Consider the following 14,540-nt stretch of genomic DNA (forward strand, 5'->3'; position numbering starts at 1 on the left):
CTGGAAGCAACGCGTCACCACGGTAGGAGCGCTCGGATCACGCTCCCCACCAATCCGCCGACGATGCCGTCGACGGCTGTCAGGAGCGAGAAGGCGATCACGATCAGGATTGCGCTCGATAATCCGAGTCCCGATAGCATCGGACTGATCGGGCCGACTGACGCGAGGACGAAAAGCGGTGGCTCGTTGTACAGACCGATAAGGGTGCCGAGAAACGCCGTTACCGTTCCCGCGACGCCGCCGACGAACGCGCTTGCGATCACCGCGTGGACGAGACCAGACGCGACCCGTCCGACGGCATACGCGGCGAGGAAACCGGCAACGATTCCGCCGCCGATACGAGTAAGCAGCGGAACCATCAACGCATTGAGATTGACAACGATCCCGACCACGGTGGCCCCGAGGACGATTTGCGTGTCGATCCCGCCGAGCAGTAACCTGCTCGCTTCGGAGTCGGGCGACTCGTAGTTACTCATAGTCCCTCGGTCGGCCATCAAACGGAAAGATCGCGGTTTCGGGTCGGGTCTGTGTCACTGCGGGACATGCTCCGTCATCGTCTCGTTCGTTTCCCGTTCGAGATCCGTCGTACCGTCGACAGCTTCCTCGAGGGATTTACTCGCATCGACCATTGATTCGACATAATCACGGATATCGTCGCTCACGGTCACTTTGGAGACGAGTTTGTACTCGCGTTCGACTGCGACGATCGGAGCGGCGTCGAATACGGTGGATTCTGCACGTCCGCTGTTCGTCCCTTCACCGATCGAATCCTTTGGCGACGCGACGAACGGGCGAGGTCGGATCACGAATCAGCTTCCGCCACCGATAGCGTTCGTGGCGCGGTCACTCATCGAGTCCTCGTTGCGAGATTGCTTCGACACCAGTACGAAGGTGCGAACGCGTTTTGGTGGCGATACGTCCGAGGGTCCCACGCATTCGAGCGAGTGCGGTATCGACGGTACTCGGTTCCGACACAGCATCCTCGACGACAGCAGCATCCGGTTTCCACGCGATACAGAGGTTTCCACCGATAATTCCGAACAGCATCCCGAAAAACAACCCACCGAGCGAACCGAACAGCGAGAGTATCGACAGCACGACGCCGACGACACCGATCTCGTGGGAGTACTGCGGTTTATACAGTGCGGACATACCCGAGAGGAAGGCGAACACACCGAGCATGGTTCCGAGGGCGAGAACGCCAGTCACCTGACCGCTGACGGAGAGGAAGTCGGGCAGGGCCTGTGCTGGGACCCAGGTGATGAGGAAACCGCCCAGACAGAGCAAGAGACCGCCCAGGAGCGGGCGCTGCGTCCGCCAGTCGGCAAATCGATTCCATCGGCCTTCTATCAACTTGGCGATCCGGTTCGACTGACTATCGCACTGGTCGGTGGGGCTTTTTGTGTCGTCTCGACTGTCTTGAGGGGGCATCTGTGGTCACTTCGAATTGTACTCCACGTCGACGTTGAGGCCGGGGAGGCTGATCTCGTTCGAGGCGAGGTACACCATATCGATCGTGACGTCTTCCTGTACCATTCCGGGACTTCCCCCGTGGATGTCGGTTATATAGCCGTCTTCGGGATCGACGTTCTCACCGGCCGCCTGCTGGAACTGCCGTTCCGGATTGTCGCTGGCCTGTGTTTTGATGACCTGTCCGTTGAACGTCGCTTCTTTCGCTTCTAGTCCAGTGAGTTTGATGTACTGCTGATCAGCTTCGACCGTCTCCTCGGCAGTGAACGAGATTTGCATCGTCCCGTCCATCATCGGTATGTTTTGCTTTCTCGTCAGTTCCAGCCCATCGATTTCGACATCGCGCTGCTCGGCGACAACCACCGGTGTCGATCCTGCGTCGTTCTCTCCGGAACTCGGGTAGAGAAGAAACTCGTCGGATCTGATCTCGTCGGCTGTGACCGTAAACCCGTTACCGCTTGCCAGCGGTGCAGCGTAGGCAGTCCCCGACGACAAGATAACGAGGCCGACCGCCGCGACTACCAGAAACGATACCCCTGTCCCGACCACGAGCCGCTTCGTATCGTACATGCTATTCCCTGCTATCGATACATCTGTTTACGGTTTCTGACAGGTTTCCCGTATCCAGATCCCCATCGTTCTCGGATCGACCGAATCGGTGTTGCATCACTGTGTCACACACACACACCCAACAGGATCGAGGATCACTTTTCCTCCTCGTATGCGGGGGAATTTATATGGATATCGTCAATACATAATATAAACTATATCAAACTAGAGTCTTGTTTACAGCTGCTGATCACGGACGGTTGGAGAGCGACGGAAGCGGTCAACCGTCGGCGCAAGACGACCGACCGTCTATCGGAATGAAACGACCGACCGTCTATCGGAATGAAACGACCGATCGTCTATCGGAATGAAACGACCGACCGTCTATCGGAATGAAACGACCGACCGTCTACCGAACCATCACGACTTATCGGCTGACAGAGCGAGACGACTGTTACGATCCATCGCGACGATCGAAGTCGTCCGATCAGTTCCTACTCACCGTCGACCAGCAGCGTGTTCACCGCATCGGGGATTACGAGCACCTCGGTGCCATCCTCGAGCGCGTCCGCGACGTCGCATTCGGCGTGCATCAAGCAGTCTTCGACGACGTCGGGCGCGTCGCTGTTGGTGACGAATAGGTCGTGGTCCCGGAGGACTCGAGCGACGACGAACGCACGCTGCGCACCGGGTTCGTACCCTTCGCGCATCGTTTCGTATAGCGCGTCCGCATCGGTCGCCTCGCGCAGATGGCGATAGAATCGCCGTTCGCCGGTTCCCTCGCCAGCACCTTCGGGAAGTTCCGCGGGGACGACGAGTCGACCGCCTTCGCACAACGGATTTCGGTCGCCGAGTGCAACGTACGTTGCTCCGCGCGTCGCCTGATAGAGGTTCGCATCCTTGGGGGCGCCGACGCCACAGATCACGGCATCGAACTCGTGGTCGATCGGCACTGACAGTGCCGAGCGAGCAATCGACGCGAGTTCGCTGACGACGCGGCGATCGTCTCCGGCTCGGACACCGAGGACGCCAACTGGGCCGTGGGTCAGGTTCAGGGAAAAGTCGACGCCCGCACGGTCGCCGGCCCGATCAACTGTTTCGCGGAACGGATTCCCATCGATCCGGCCCAGGCGGACTCCCTCGCGGGCGAGCATGTCCGGACCGTGAGTGTAGCGGATGATCGATTCACTTCCCGCTCCGATGACGACAGTTTTCGCGCCACCGCTGAAGCCTGCGTACTGGTGCGGTTCGACGACGCCCGTCGAGAGGACGGCATCTGCGGTCGCAACCGGTTCACCGATTTCGACGGGAACTCCCTCCCCGACCGTTCCGACTTCGACGACCGAGTCGGGATCGTGATTGACCGCCAGGTCGGCGTGCTGACCGAGCATCGTCTCGATCTCGTCGTCGGTCATCGGCCGATGAAGGCCGAGTCCGACAACGACCGTCACCTGCTCTCTGTCGACCCCGATTTCCGCGAGGTTCTCGAGCAGGACATCCAGCAATACGTCATCCGGTACGTTGCGCGTCATGTCGGTGACGACGATCGCGATGTCGCCGTCCGAGTCGATTCGCTCTGCAAGCGGCGAGCCGAGCGGGTTCTCGAGCGCACGTTCGGCGGCTACGCGAACATCGACACCCTCTCCACCCGGCGGTTCGGCTACCGTTACGTCGCAGTTGGGCAAGCGGACGTCGATCGTGCCCTGTCCGAGCGGAATTTCCATATTCGTCGTTTGATCTGCAACCGTGAAAAGTACCGCTGAGTCTCGAGTGACTTGCGATCGGAAGTGACCGACGGTGCAAGCGAAAGCGGACGGGTAACCTACGAGCCCGGCGGCTGGAACGCATCGAGATCGAGGCGGCCGACTGCGGCCGGAGCGAAGGAGATTCCGGCGAGCAGGACGGCATAGAGGACGATGAGAAGCGGTTCGACCCGTCCGACTACCGATTCGAGTCCCCGGATGGCGGTTACGAACCTGCCCGATCCCAACGAGAAGTACTCCTTCGAATCGGGACCGCAATTCCGGCAGGGCCCCCAAGCCGCCGCGAAAAGTCCGCCGGCCGAGCCGCCGAGGCCGAGCAGCGCGGCTTCGGTGGCACCGACGACGAAGACGGCGGGTATCGAGAGGATGAACACAATCGAGAACCTGGTCGTCGGATCGCCGCCTGTGAGTCGGTTCATGGCGACTGCAAAGTGTGTTCCGAGCGCCTCACCGACGATCTACGTCCCCCACGTAATAAACCCCGAGAACGACCCGAAAGAGCGAGACGGCACCGACGAGTGTAACGGCTCCGACAACGGCCTGCCAATCTCCCAGACGGACGTCTGCCGAGACGAGGCCGCCGGAGACGACGGCGGCCGCAAACGAATGCCCGCCCGGAAACCCGTCTCCTTCGCGTTCCCCCGAGTTCGGTGATGCCTACGACGAATTCGGCGTTTTCAGCCGGGACGAGGTTTCGGAAGACCCTACTTTTCTCCTCGAGTCGCATGCTGGTTCCAGCGTGTGTTCGTCCCGAACGTAAACGATCGTTCTGACACATCGGTTTCTAATGATCGGCGGGCAAAACTGTGGGTTTCACAGATATGTACTGGCGTTTCCGCTGACTAGCTTCGGGTCAGCATCTGTCAGCATTTCTCGAGAACTGTCAGCCCATCAGTTGCATGTTCAATAGCCGTCGGCGATCACCAATGCCAGTGATTTCCAAAGGACTTTGGGACAAAGGTAACGAATCAACCGCCACTAGTGTAACGAGTTGCAATGACAGAACGGCGACGGGACGATCAATCAACGTCCGTCAGAGAAATCGAGTTTAATGTTTCTAACGCATCATATCCATTCGTAGCCGTCTCTGAGAAGGCCAACTGCCGAATCGAACTGGTAGAGATGTTGCCCAACGACAGTGGACAGTATGTCGAGTTTTTTACCGTCGCCGATGCTGATCCGTCGCAGATTCTCGACTACACAGACCCTTACGACACCGACATCCGACTTCTCAGCGAACGTTCGAACGGTGGTCTCTTCGAGTTCCACGTCTCCGCAGCGTGTCCCGTAATCACGCTCGCCGAACTCGGAGCGCTTCCCCGGATCGTTCGGGCTGACGACGGTTCCGGACGCATCGTCGCCGGAGTCCCACCACGACGCGACGAGGTCGCGATCGTCGACGAATTCCTCGCGGAAAATCCAAATGCCGAACTCGCGGCGAAACGCGAGAAAGACAACCTGGAGCCGTTGTTCAGTCAGACGGCGTTCCGCCAGGAACTCTATGCCGCACTCACCGAGCGACAACACGAAGTACTCAAGTCCGCATTCGAGGCCGGATACTACGACTGGCCCCGCAAGTGTTCGGGAGAAGACGTCGCAGCCGAACTCGGAATTACGTCGCCGACGTTCTCCCAGCACATTCACGCCGCCGAACGCAAACTCCTCACGCTGCTGTTCGAGGAACCGCAGGCTGACTTCTCCCACGACTGAAGCCGCAGGCGTTCGCGCTGTTTTCGCTGTCACTTGTATTCAGACGAGTGACAGCCTCTCCAGCGAAACCGCTGGGGTCGTTCGAGAGAGAAGATCGTTCGATCGGCTTTCCTCCCGCAGGTGAGAGTAATTCGAAGTCGGTTTCGTCGCCGTCGAGGTCGCCCGACTCAGTTTCACTCGAGTCGTTTGATGTCGATTCGGCCCTCTGCATCCACGGTAACGTCACAGTGTTCGAACCGAAACGAGAGCATTCGCGGTCGAGCGCTTGCCTTCCCGTGGGTCAGAAAACGGTCTAACGCGTCGGGATCGATAGCCTCGTACAGCGGTTGGATGGCCGTCACGTCCCTCCCTGTAACGTCCGCGACCGCACGAACGACTGCCGACGAGGGGCTATCGGTCGAGTTCCAATCGCAGTGGACAGTGTAGAATCCGCCTGCGGAATCGTCGTCACGCGAGTTCGTCGTCGAAGATGAATCGTTCCCTGTCATCGAACACACCTCGGTATAATCAACTGTTACGAGTGAGCGGCATAACTTCACTACCTACATCTCGTGGCTGCAGTTCCGAACGGGACCGACGACGGGTCGCAATCAGATGACGGACGAAGCGCCGATGTTGACCGGGACGATTTCCGATACCGTCCGGCTGCGATCGTTGCAGATCGTCGACAAAACGGTGAGAAGACGGGCGGGCGAGTTTCGATCGCCGGGTGGCTTGCGGAAATTCGCTCACGGATCGGGGTCGAAGATTTCGGGTTTGGGATCGCCCTGCACGTCGACGACGCCGAGTGCTCCGCGGTGGACGACTCGCGAGAGCGCGTGGTCGACGATTTTGACCGGTCCGGGGACGGGGAGTTCCATCACGCCGGCGGTGGTGGTTCCGGGTGCGACGGGCGTCGTTTCGACGTTGTTCGCGGGGTCGGACAGCAGGTCACCGTCGCGGTAGAGGTCGCTCCAGACGTTGCCGATGGGGTGGAGCGAACTCAGCAGGTTCGGGCCGCCGTTGGCGAAGTAGACCCGGGCAGTTTCGCCCGTGTTGGCCTGCATGGGACCGGCCGCGTCTTCCGTAAAGCCGTAGGCCTGGCCGTTGAAGACGACGTAGGTCGGTTGTTCGCGTTTCATCGCCTCGTAGTCGAAGCCGTGGTGGCCGTCTTCGCCGACCTCGCCGGTGGTGTAGATCTCGTGCTGGCCGAGGTAGAACTCGTTGTCGACCTCGGGGAGGCCGTCTTCGGGCTCGACCAGGATCGAGCCGAACATCCCGCTACTGATGTGCATGTCCATGTTCGGGATCGCACAGTGGTAGATGAACACGCCGGGGTACTCCGCGCGGAACTGGATCTGGGTTGGATCGTCGTCGGGGGCGATCGTCGTCGCGTCGGCACCGCCACCCGGCCCGTAGACCGCGTGGAAGTCCATGTTGTGCATCGCCGCGTTCAACTCCTCGGGGACGTCGAAGGTGAGGTTGACCGTGTCACCCCGACGGACCCGGAGCATCGGCCCCGGAACCTGTCCCTCGAAGGTCATGTAGTCGAAGGTGACGCCGGGTTCGATCTCGGCGGTCACCTTCTCGGTCCGAATCGTGACGTCGTGCGTGCGGGGCTGGGTCCAGTCGACCGGTGCCGGGATGTCGGTCGGATCGCGTGCGATCTGGTCGACGTCGACCGACTTCGCCGCCGGCAGACCCTCCTCCTCCGCCGGCTCGTTGCTATCTGGGCTGTTCTCCTGTGGATCGCTACCGAGACAGCCGGCCACCGCGAGCGCACCAGTCGCCCCGATCGCCTGCAGTACGTGCCGTCGGTTGGATTGGGTCGAAGTCATCGTTTTTCTCCTCACTTACTCGTAGGGAGGACCTACGTTCAGTCGTATCGACGATTCCCGACCTATGGTAACTGAGTTGACCATTCCCGCTATATCGTGGGCATTTATATACCTATTTTCGATCGACAGTCGGTATCGACGACAGTAGACCGCTCACGGGCCGGGTAACGGATAGGACATGCAGTTCGAGGCCGTCGGCTGACCCACCGTCCCATCAGGCCGACCTCGGTAACAGGTATGCCCCACCACCGCGGTCACGACGAACCTGATCGTCAGAACGAACACGGAAGCGAGCAAACGATGGGGTAATGGAGCCACGTGATCTTCGCGAAACGATGCCCGCTCTCGAATCGAGCGTCTATTGCAACTGGGGTGCCGGCGGGCCGAGCCCGCGTCGCGTCGTCGAGGCGGCCGAATCGGCGCTCGAACACCACGAGTACGAAGCACCTGCGGCCGACGGCATGTATCCCGCAGCATTCGACGCGTACGACGAGTCGCGGGCGGCTATCGCCAGCTTGCTCGGTGCATCGCCGAGCGAGATCGCGCTCACCCAGAGCACGACTGACGGGATCAATCGGGTCGCAGGCGCGTTCGACTGGACCGAAGACGACGTCGTCGTTCGGACCGATCTGGAGCATTCGGCGGGCGTCCTGCCATGGCAACGCCTCGAACGCGAATACGGGGTCGACGTCCGGGTACTCGAGACCGAAAACGGCCGACTCGACCTCGACGAGGTGACCGCGATCGCCGGGGAAGCGACGCTGTTCTGTGTGAGTTCGCTGACGTGGACGCACGGCACCCAGTTACCGATCGCCGAAATCGTCGACGTCGCCCACGATGCCAACGCGTTGGTTCTGGTCGACGCCGTGCAATCCCCCGGACAGGTTCCGATCGACGTTCGCGAGTGGGAGGCCGACTTCGTCGTCGGGGCTGGTCACAAGTGGCTGATCGGGCCGTTCGGCGCGGGTTTTCTCTTCGTCCGGGACAGCGTCGAACGGGACCTCGTTCCCGCGGCGATCGGCTACCGAAGCGTAACAGACGCAAACGCCGTCGATTACAGCTACGCAGCCGGGGCAAAGCGATTCGAAATCGGCACCGCGAGTCCTGCGCCGCACGCTGGACTCACGGAAGCGATCGACGCGATCGAGGAAATCGGCATCGATGCGATTCAGGGGCGGATCGAAGTCCTCACCGATCGGCTCAAAGATGGCGTGGCGGACGACCGACTGCTGAGCCCCAGGTCGTACGAATCCGGACTGGTAACGATCGACGTCGACGAACCGAACCGGGTCGTCGACCGACTCGCCGGCCAGGGGATCGTCGTCAGATCCCTTCCGAAACCGGATGCGATCCGCGCATCGATTCACGCGTTCAACGACCGGGACGACGTAGACGCGTTGCTCGAGGCGCTGTAAACGGCCTCGTTACTCGATATACCTGGAGAGCTACCAGAAAGCACCCGTTTCGTCTGACCAGGTTCAATCGGCGGCCTGACGCTCTTTCAGGGCGGCACGAACGTCGCCGTACCGCTCGAATCGATCGGCACCGATGTAGTCGATGGTGTCTTGCAGATACTGGGTGACCTGTTTACCGATCTTGCGCTGATCGTATCCCTCGAACGGCTGCTCGTCGTAAAGGGGGTCCGCCAGCAGCCGGTTTTCGACGTACTCCTCGATGCGCGGTTCGTAGACGTCCGCGACGATATCGGGTTCGGCCTCTGCGAGTTGCTGCAGGACCCAGCGCCCGTTCTCGATGTGGCGCGTTTCGTCCTGGCGGACCTTACCGATAGCCTCCTGGAAGGACTCGAGGACGACGTCTCGCCCCATCTGCTCGGCTTTCAGTTCGATCATCTGGTCGAAGGTGAGGTAACCGCCGCGGGCGAGCTGGGCCTCGATGATACCCATATAGTTCAGATAGGCTTCGCCGAGCGCGTACACGAGTTCGGTCCGGTCGCCGCTGTCGATCGCTGCCATCAACTCGTCTGCGGTGTCGTAAAGGTCGTCAGTGCTGTACCCCTGTTCCTGGTAGCCGCCCTCTCGGAACGGTTCCGTGTCCTGCGTCTCGAAGACCTCCTCGAAGTACCGACTGAAGAGATCCGTGTGCTTGGCCTCTTCGTACACCTGCTGGGCCAGGTACATCTCCTCCTGAACGGTATCGAACGGCATCTCTTCGTTCGGCAGTGCATCCAGCGCCATCATGTACGGCGCGAGCGTCCGCGTGACGTCTTCCTCGCCGTCGTAGAACCCCGAACACGTCGCGAGAAACCGGTGCTGTTCGTCCTCGGAAAATTGTTGCCAGTCGGCGCGGTCTCCCTCGAGGTCGTAGTCGTCCGGATCCCACGTCCCCTCTCGTTTTCCTTTTCGATACAGTTCGTAGGATTTCTCGCGTTGGCTGTATTCGATTGGCATGCCCACACATGACGCGGTAGTCACAGATCAATATACGGAATTGTACTTCGTTTGAAATTTCTGCGCAACGACGGTCACTAATCGGCGAGAGAATGCCTGTTTCGGCCGTCTGTCCGGTTATTCCTCGTCGACGTCGCGCGACGCTGCGGCCTCGACCATCGTCTGGCGCTCGTCGAAGTACGCCGGCGCGTCGTTGTCCGCTTCGAACTCGATGATGCGAGCCAGCGCTTCTTGACCGTCTTCCGCTACAGACGGCAACTCTTCGGCGAGTTCGGTATACCCCGCTGCAAGGTCCTGAAAGGCCTGCATCCGGGCCTGTTTCGCCTCGACGAGGAGTTGCTTCTCCTCGAGTTCTCGTTGCAGGTCCTCGATCGCCGCGACGTCAACCTCGCTCGCACTGGGAACATCAGCCGTCGACGGGGTCTCGGTCGCCGGCACCTCGTCCGGTAGCGCCTCGAGGCGCGACCGGACGTCGGCCATCTCCTGATCGATCTCGGCGAGCAGTTCGTCGGCTTCCTCGCTCATCGTCTCGACGTGTCCGGACAGCAGACCCGCCTGCGTTCGGCAGTACTCGACGAATTCCTCGACCGCGAGTGCGCCCGCGGCGTCGTCGCTCATACGTCCCCCTTGGCGCTACCTGCCGAAGTGACTTTGGGCGCGCGACGGTCACCGCTCGATAGCAACGCGTCAATCGAACCCCTGGACGAGAGAAACGGATCTCGACCATCGGACAGTGCGGGTTCGAGCCGATCCAAATCAGAATTGCTACCAAATACCACGCCATCGGTCTTTCAGACTCGTTAAGTCCCTCGGGCCATTGATGCAGATACAATGAATCTGGTAACGCGTCGACAAAAGAGGCACTCCACGATCGGGACCGAACGATGAGCAAGGACACCATCGAGGTGCGAGGTGCGGAGGAACACAACCTCAAGGACCTCGACGTTTCGATCCCCCGTGAAGCGTTCACCGTCGTGACCGGCCTCTCGGGGTCGGGCAAGTCCTCGCTCGCGTTCGAGACGGTCTACGCCGAAGGGCAGCGCCGGTACATCGAGAGTCTCTCGGCGTACGCCCGGAACTTCCTGGGCCAGATGGACAAACCCCAGGTAGAGACGGTCGAAGGCCTTTCGCCGGCGATTTCGATCGACCAGAAAAACGCCGCGAACAACCCCCGCTCGACCGTCGGAACGGTCACGGAACTGCACGACTATCTGCGACTGCTCTACGCCCGCGTCGGGACGCCCCACTGCCCCGAGTGCGGTCGCGAGGTCGGCGAGCAGTCGGCCCAGAACATGGTCGAGCGCATTCTCGAACTCCCCGAAGGAACGAAAGCGAAACTCGCCGCACCGGTCGTCCGCGACCAGAAAGGCGCGTTCGAGGACCTCTTCGAGGAACTCGTCTCGGAAGGGTACGCCCGTGTCGAGATCGACGGCGAGGAACACGACCTCACGCTCGACGATCCTGACTTAGACGAGAACTTCGATCACACGATCGACGTGATCGTCGACCGCGTGAAAGTCTCCGTCGAAGATCGACCACGAATCATCGACAGCGTCGAGACCGCACTCGAGGAGGCCGACGGCGTCATGAAGGTCATCCTTCCGGACGCGTCGGCAGACGTCGCCGCCGATCTCGGCGAAGAGGCCCGCCAGACGGGCGCACTCGGCGACGAGACCGAAGACGACGACCGATTCGTCGTCGAGTTCTCGAAGGATCTGGCCTGTACCCACTGCGGGATCGACGTTCCGGAGATCGAGACCCGCTCGTTCTCCTTCAACTCGCCCCACGGCGCGTGTCCCGAGTGTGAGGGCCTTGGCGAGACCAAAGAGATCGACGAGAACCTCGTCCTGCAAGACGAGTCCAAGCCGCTCAAGCACGTCTTCGAACCCTGGAGCTACAACCGCTCGTACTACAGGACGCGACTCGACGCCGTCGCGGAGCACTTCGACGTCTCACTGTCGACGCCGTTCGAGGACCTCGACGCGGACGTCAAGCAGGCATTCCTCTACGGAACGGACGGCCAGGTGCTATTCGAGCGACACACCAAAAACGGAACCCGCCGAAAACGAAAGCGCTTCGAGGGCGTCATTCCGAACCTCGAGCGGCGGTACGTAGAGACCGACTCGGACTCGACCCGGGATCACATCGATGACTACATGTCGGTCACCGAGTGCCCGGCCTGCGACGGCACTCGCCTCAAACCCGCAAGTCGCGCCGTGCTGGTCGACGAAACCGCCATCACGGAGATCAACGCGATGAGCATTGGTGATGCGCTCGTCCACTTCGAATCGCTGGAGGCGGACCTCACCGAGCGCGAGAAGGTCATCGCCGAGGAGATCCTCAAAGAAATCCGTGCCCGCCTCGGCTTTATGTGCGAGGTCGGCCTCGAATACCTCACGCTCGACCGCGAGGCCTCGACACTCTCCGGCGGGGAGAGCCAGCGCATTCGACTGGCCACGCAGATCGGCTCCGGCCTCGTCGGCGTGCTGTACGTCCTCGACGAGCCCTCGATCGGACTCCACCAGCGGGACAACGACCGGCTGCTGGATACCCTGGAGGAACTGCGCGATCTGGGGAACACCCTGCTGGTCGTCGAACACGACGAGGAGACGATGCGACGGGCGGACAACGTCATCGACATGGGCCCCGGCCCGGGCAAGCGCGGCGGCGAAGTCGTCGTCAACGGACCCGTAGAAGAGGTCAAAGCGACCGAGGGATCGGTGACGGGAGACTACCTCTCCGGGCGGCGCCAGATCCCGGTGCCCGACGAGCGACGGGACCCCGACGGTGCGCTGACGATCCGCGGCGCGCGCCAGCACAATCTGAAGGACCTCGACGTCGATATCCCGCTTGGGTGCTTTACGGCGATCACGGGCGTTTCGGGATCCGGGAAATCCACACTCATGCACGAGGTCCTCTACAAGGGACTCGCTCGCCGCATGAACGACAACACGTCGGTCATTCCGGGCGACCACGACGCCCTCGAGGGGCTCGAAGAGATCGAAACGGTTCGGCTGATCGACCAGTCGCCGATCGGTCGCACGCCCCGGTCGAATCCGGCAACCTACACCAACGTCTTCGATTACATCCGCGAACTGTTCGCACAGACGAAGCTCTCGAAACAGCGCGGATACGAGAAGGGCCGCTTCTCGTTCAACGTCAAGGGCGGTCGCTGCGAGGAGTGTGGCGGACAGGGTACCGTCAAGATCGAGATGAACTTCCTCTCCGACGTGTACGTCCCCTGCGAGGAGTGCGACGGCGCACGATACAACGACGCCACGCTCGACGTTACCTACAAGGGCAAAACCATCGCCGACATCCTCGAGATGTCGGTCGAAGAGGCCTACGATTTCTTCGAATCCTCGAGCCAGATCCGACGCCGCCTGAAACTGCTGAAAGACGTCGGTCTCGACTACATGAAACTCGGCCAGCCGTCCACGACGCTCTCGGGCGGGGAAGCCCAGCGCATCAAACTCGCCGAGGAACTCGGTAAGAAAGATTCGGGGGAGACGCTCTACCTGCTCGACGAACCGACCACAGGCCTCCACTCGGCGGACGAGCGAAAACTCATTGACGTCCTTCATCGACTGACCGACAACGGCAACACCATCGCCGTCATCGAACACGAACTCGACCTCGTAAAGAACGCAGATCACATCATCGATCTCGGCCCGGAGGGCGGCGAGAACGGCGGCGAAATCGTCGCCACCGGCACGCCCGAGGACGTGGCGCGACTCGAGGACTCCCACACCGGTCGCTACCTTCGCGACCTGCTCCCGAAAATCGACCTCGAGGGGCCACGTGGCGACCGCGTCGAACCCGTGACGGCGCCGATGGACGACGACTGAATGATATCGTAACGACGACGTAGCATTCGACGATCCCCGCGCGAACGACGGTCGGCACGGCCGACCGGACGCAAGTGGGACTACACCCAAGGAGTCTCGTGGCCAACGAATACGTATGCCCGACGATCGGAACGCGTCCGAGGAACCGACGCCGATCGAGGAGGATCCGACGGATTCGTTCGACCTCGCACACCCCGAGCGGGTTCAGGTTGGCGTCACGCGGGGGGAGACCGACCTCGAGATGGGACCGCCGCGGGATTACCCGGACCGAGCCGACGTCTCGGTGCGGCCAGAGTCCGACGAGGGCCACCGCGTGATCGTGAGCGTCGATGCGATGGCGGGCGACCACGGAACGGGACACGCGGACGTGGCACTGACGCCCGCGGAGGCTCGCGCGTTGCGGGATCAGCTCGACGAAACGGTCCGGTGGATGACCGAGGACGGTCGCGAGGGGGCCACAGAGTCCGCTCGCGATACTGACGGCGAACCAGATCACGACGGACACTGACCGGGGCACCGACGACGCTACTCGAAGAAACGAAATTGGCGAAAACCGGATCGAACCCGCTATTCGGCGGGACTCGGTCGCTGTACGCGTGAAAGGTATCCCGCCAGATCCGATGTCGTGATCATCCCGATGACGCCTTCCTCGTCGTCGACGACGGGGATGTGATGGAAATCGTGTTCGACCATCGTGTCGGCGGCGTCGCGGATGCGATCCTGTGCCGTGGTCGTTACGACGTCGGAACTCATATACGTCGAAACCGGCGTCTGATCTTTCGGCTGCCGTTCGGAGACGATTCGGACGAAATCCGTCGTCGTCAGGATACCCTCGAGTCGGTTGTGGTCGTCGACGACGACGACCGAACCGATCCCGTTTTCGAGCATCACCTGTGCAGCGTCTTCGACGAGTGTGTCCGGCGTCACCGTGTGCAAAGACGTGGACATGACTCGAGCGACGAAAATATCCTCCAT

16 protein-coding genes are annotated in these 14,540 nt (G+C 61.2%); 5 read left to right on the forward strand and 11 right to left on the reverse strand.

Annotation, left to right across the window (positions count from 1 at the left end):
• Nucleotides 1-14: 14 nt before the first annotated feature.
• The 6 genes from HYG82_RS30885 to HYG82_RS44475 form a co-directional block, all read right to left on the reverse strand.
• Nucleotides 15-476, reverse strand: a complete 462-nt coding sequence (locus HYG82_RS30885) for a hypothetical protein (protein ID WP_179260899.1) — start codon at nucleotides 474-476, stop codon at nucleotides 15-17.
• Between the two features lie 54 nt (nucleotides 477-530).
• The gene (locus tag HYG82_RS30890; protein WP_179260900.1) at nucleotides 531-806 is read right to left on the reverse strand and encodes a hypothetical protein; all 276 of its coding nucleotides are present in this window, start codon (nucleotides 804-806) and stop codon (nucleotides 531-533) included.
• Between the two features lie 37 nt (nucleotides 807-843).
• On the reverse strand, nucleotides 844-1,431 hold the full coding sequence (locus HYG82_RS30895) for a DUF6114 domain-containing protein (protein ID WP_179260901.1): 588 nt from the start codon (nucleotides 1,429-1,431) through the stop codon (nucleotides 844-846).
• A 6-nt stretch (nucleotides 1,432-1,437) separates the two neighbouring features.
• Entirely contained in the window at nucleotides 1,438-2,040 is a 603-nt protein-coding gene (locus HYG82_RS30900) for a DUF6230 family protein (protein WP_179260902.1), read from the reverse strand.
• A gap of 473 nt (nucleotides 2,041-2,513) precedes the next feature.
• Nucleotides 2,514-3,743, reverse strand: a complete 1,230-nt coding sequence (locus tag HYG82_RS30905; protein ID WP_179260903.1) for a lactate racemase domain-containing protein — start codon at nucleotides 3,741-3,743, stop codon at nucleotides 2,514-2,516.
• Between the two features lie 98 nt (nucleotides 3,744-3,841).
• A complete protein-coding gene (locus HYG82_RS44475; protein ID WP_343233110.1) occupies nucleotides 3,842-4,201 on the reverse strand; it encodes a hypothetical protein in 360 nt (119 codons plus the stop codon).
• Here HYG82_RS44475 and HYG82_RS44480 point away from each other — a divergent pair.
• Nucleotides 4,200-4,436, forward strand: a complete 237-nt coding sequence (locus HYG82_RS44480; RefSeq protein WP_343233111.1) for a hypothetical protein — start codon at nucleotides 4,200-4,202, stop codon at nucleotides 4,434-4,436. The two genes, HYG82_RS44475 and HYG82_RS44480, sit on opposite strands and share 2 nt — an antisense overlap.
• 342 nt (nucleotides 4,437-4,778) lie before the next feature.
• Nucleotides 4,779-5,492, forward strand: a complete 714-nt coding sequence (locus tag HYG82_RS30915; RefSeq protein WP_179260904.1) for a helix-turn-helix domain-containing protein — start codon at nucleotides 4,779-4,781, stop codon at nucleotides 5,490-5,492.
• A gap of 173 nt (nucleotides 5,493-5,665) precedes the next feature.
• Here the strand turns inward: HYG82_RS30915 and HYG82_RS30920 are convergent, their stop codons facing one another.
• Nucleotides 5,666-5,980, reverse strand: coding sequence for a HalOD1 output domain-containing protein (locus HYG82_RS30920; RefSeq protein WP_179260905.1), 315 nt, complete (start codon nucleotides 5,978-5,980; stop codon nucleotides 5,666-5,668).
• A 240-nt stretch (nucleotides 5,981-6,220) separates the two neighbouring features.
• On the reverse strand, nucleotides 6,221-7,309 hold the full coding sequence (gene nirK, locus HYG82_RS30925; protein WP_179260906.1) for a copper-containing nitrite reductase: 1,089 nt from the start codon (nucleotides 7,307-7,309) through the stop codon (nucleotides 6,221-6,223).
• A 308-nt stretch (nucleotides 7,310-7,617) separates the two neighbouring features.
• Here nirK and HYG82_RS30930 point away from each other — a divergent pair, with 308 nt between their 5' ends.
• Nucleotides 7,618-8,724, forward strand: coding sequence for an aminotransferase class V-fold PLP-dependent enzyme (locus tag HYG82_RS30930; RefSeq protein ID WP_179260907.1), 1,107 nt, complete (start codon nucleotides 7,618-7,620; stop codon nucleotides 8,722-8,724).
• A gap of 63 nt (nucleotides 8,725-8,787) precedes the next feature.
• Here the strand turns inward: HYG82_RS30930 and HYG82_RS30935 are convergent, their stop codons facing one another.
• Both HYG82_RS30935 and HYG82_RS30940 read right to left on the reverse strand, forming a co-directional pair.
• A complete protein-coding gene (locus HYG82_RS30935; RefSeq protein ID WP_179260908.1) occupies nucleotides 8,788-9,717 on the reverse strand; it encodes a ribonucleotide-diphosphate reductase subunit beta in 930 nt (309 codons plus the stop codon).
• A 117-nt stretch (nucleotides 9,718-9,834) separates the two neighbouring features.
• Nucleotides 9,835-10,335: a hypothetical protein gene (locus HYG82_RS30940; protein WP_179260909.1), complete on the reverse strand. Its 501-nt coding sequence runs from the start codon at nucleotides 10,333-10,335 to the stop codon at nucleotides 9,835-9,837.
• Between the two features lie 266 nt (nucleotides 10,336-10,601).
• Between HYG82_RS30940 and uvrA the strand changes: the two genes are divergently transcribed.
• Together uvrA and HYG82_RS30950 are read left to right on the forward strand one after the other, a co-directional pair.
• Nucleotides 10,602-13,565, forward strand: a complete 2,964-nt coding sequence (gene uvrA / locus HYG82_RS30945; RefSeq protein ID WP_179260910.1) for an excinuclease ABC subunit UvrA — start codon at nucleotides 10,602-10,604, stop codon at nucleotides 13,563-13,565.
• A gap of 115 nt (nucleotides 13,566-13,680) precedes the next feature.
• Entirely contained in the window at nucleotides 13,681-14,073 is a 393-nt protein-coding gene (locus HYG82_RS30950) for a hypothetical protein (RefSeq protein WP_179260911.1), read from the forward strand.
• 59 nt (nucleotides 14,074-14,132) lie between these two features.
• Here the strand turns inward: HYG82_RS30950 and HYG82_RS30955 are convergent, their stop codons facing one another.
• Nucleotides 14,133-14,540 carry a CBS domain-containing protein gene (locus tag HYG82_RS30955; protein WP_179260912.1) on the reverse strand — a complete coding sequence of 136 codons (408 nt, stop codon included), beginning with the start codon at nucleotides 14,538-14,540 and terminating at the stop codon, nucleotides 14,133-14,135.

Source organism: Natrinema halophilum (assembly GCF_013402815.2).
Taxonomy (GTDB): Archaea; Halobacteriota; Halobacteria; order Halobacteriales; family Natrialbaceae; genus Natrinema; species Natrinema halophilum.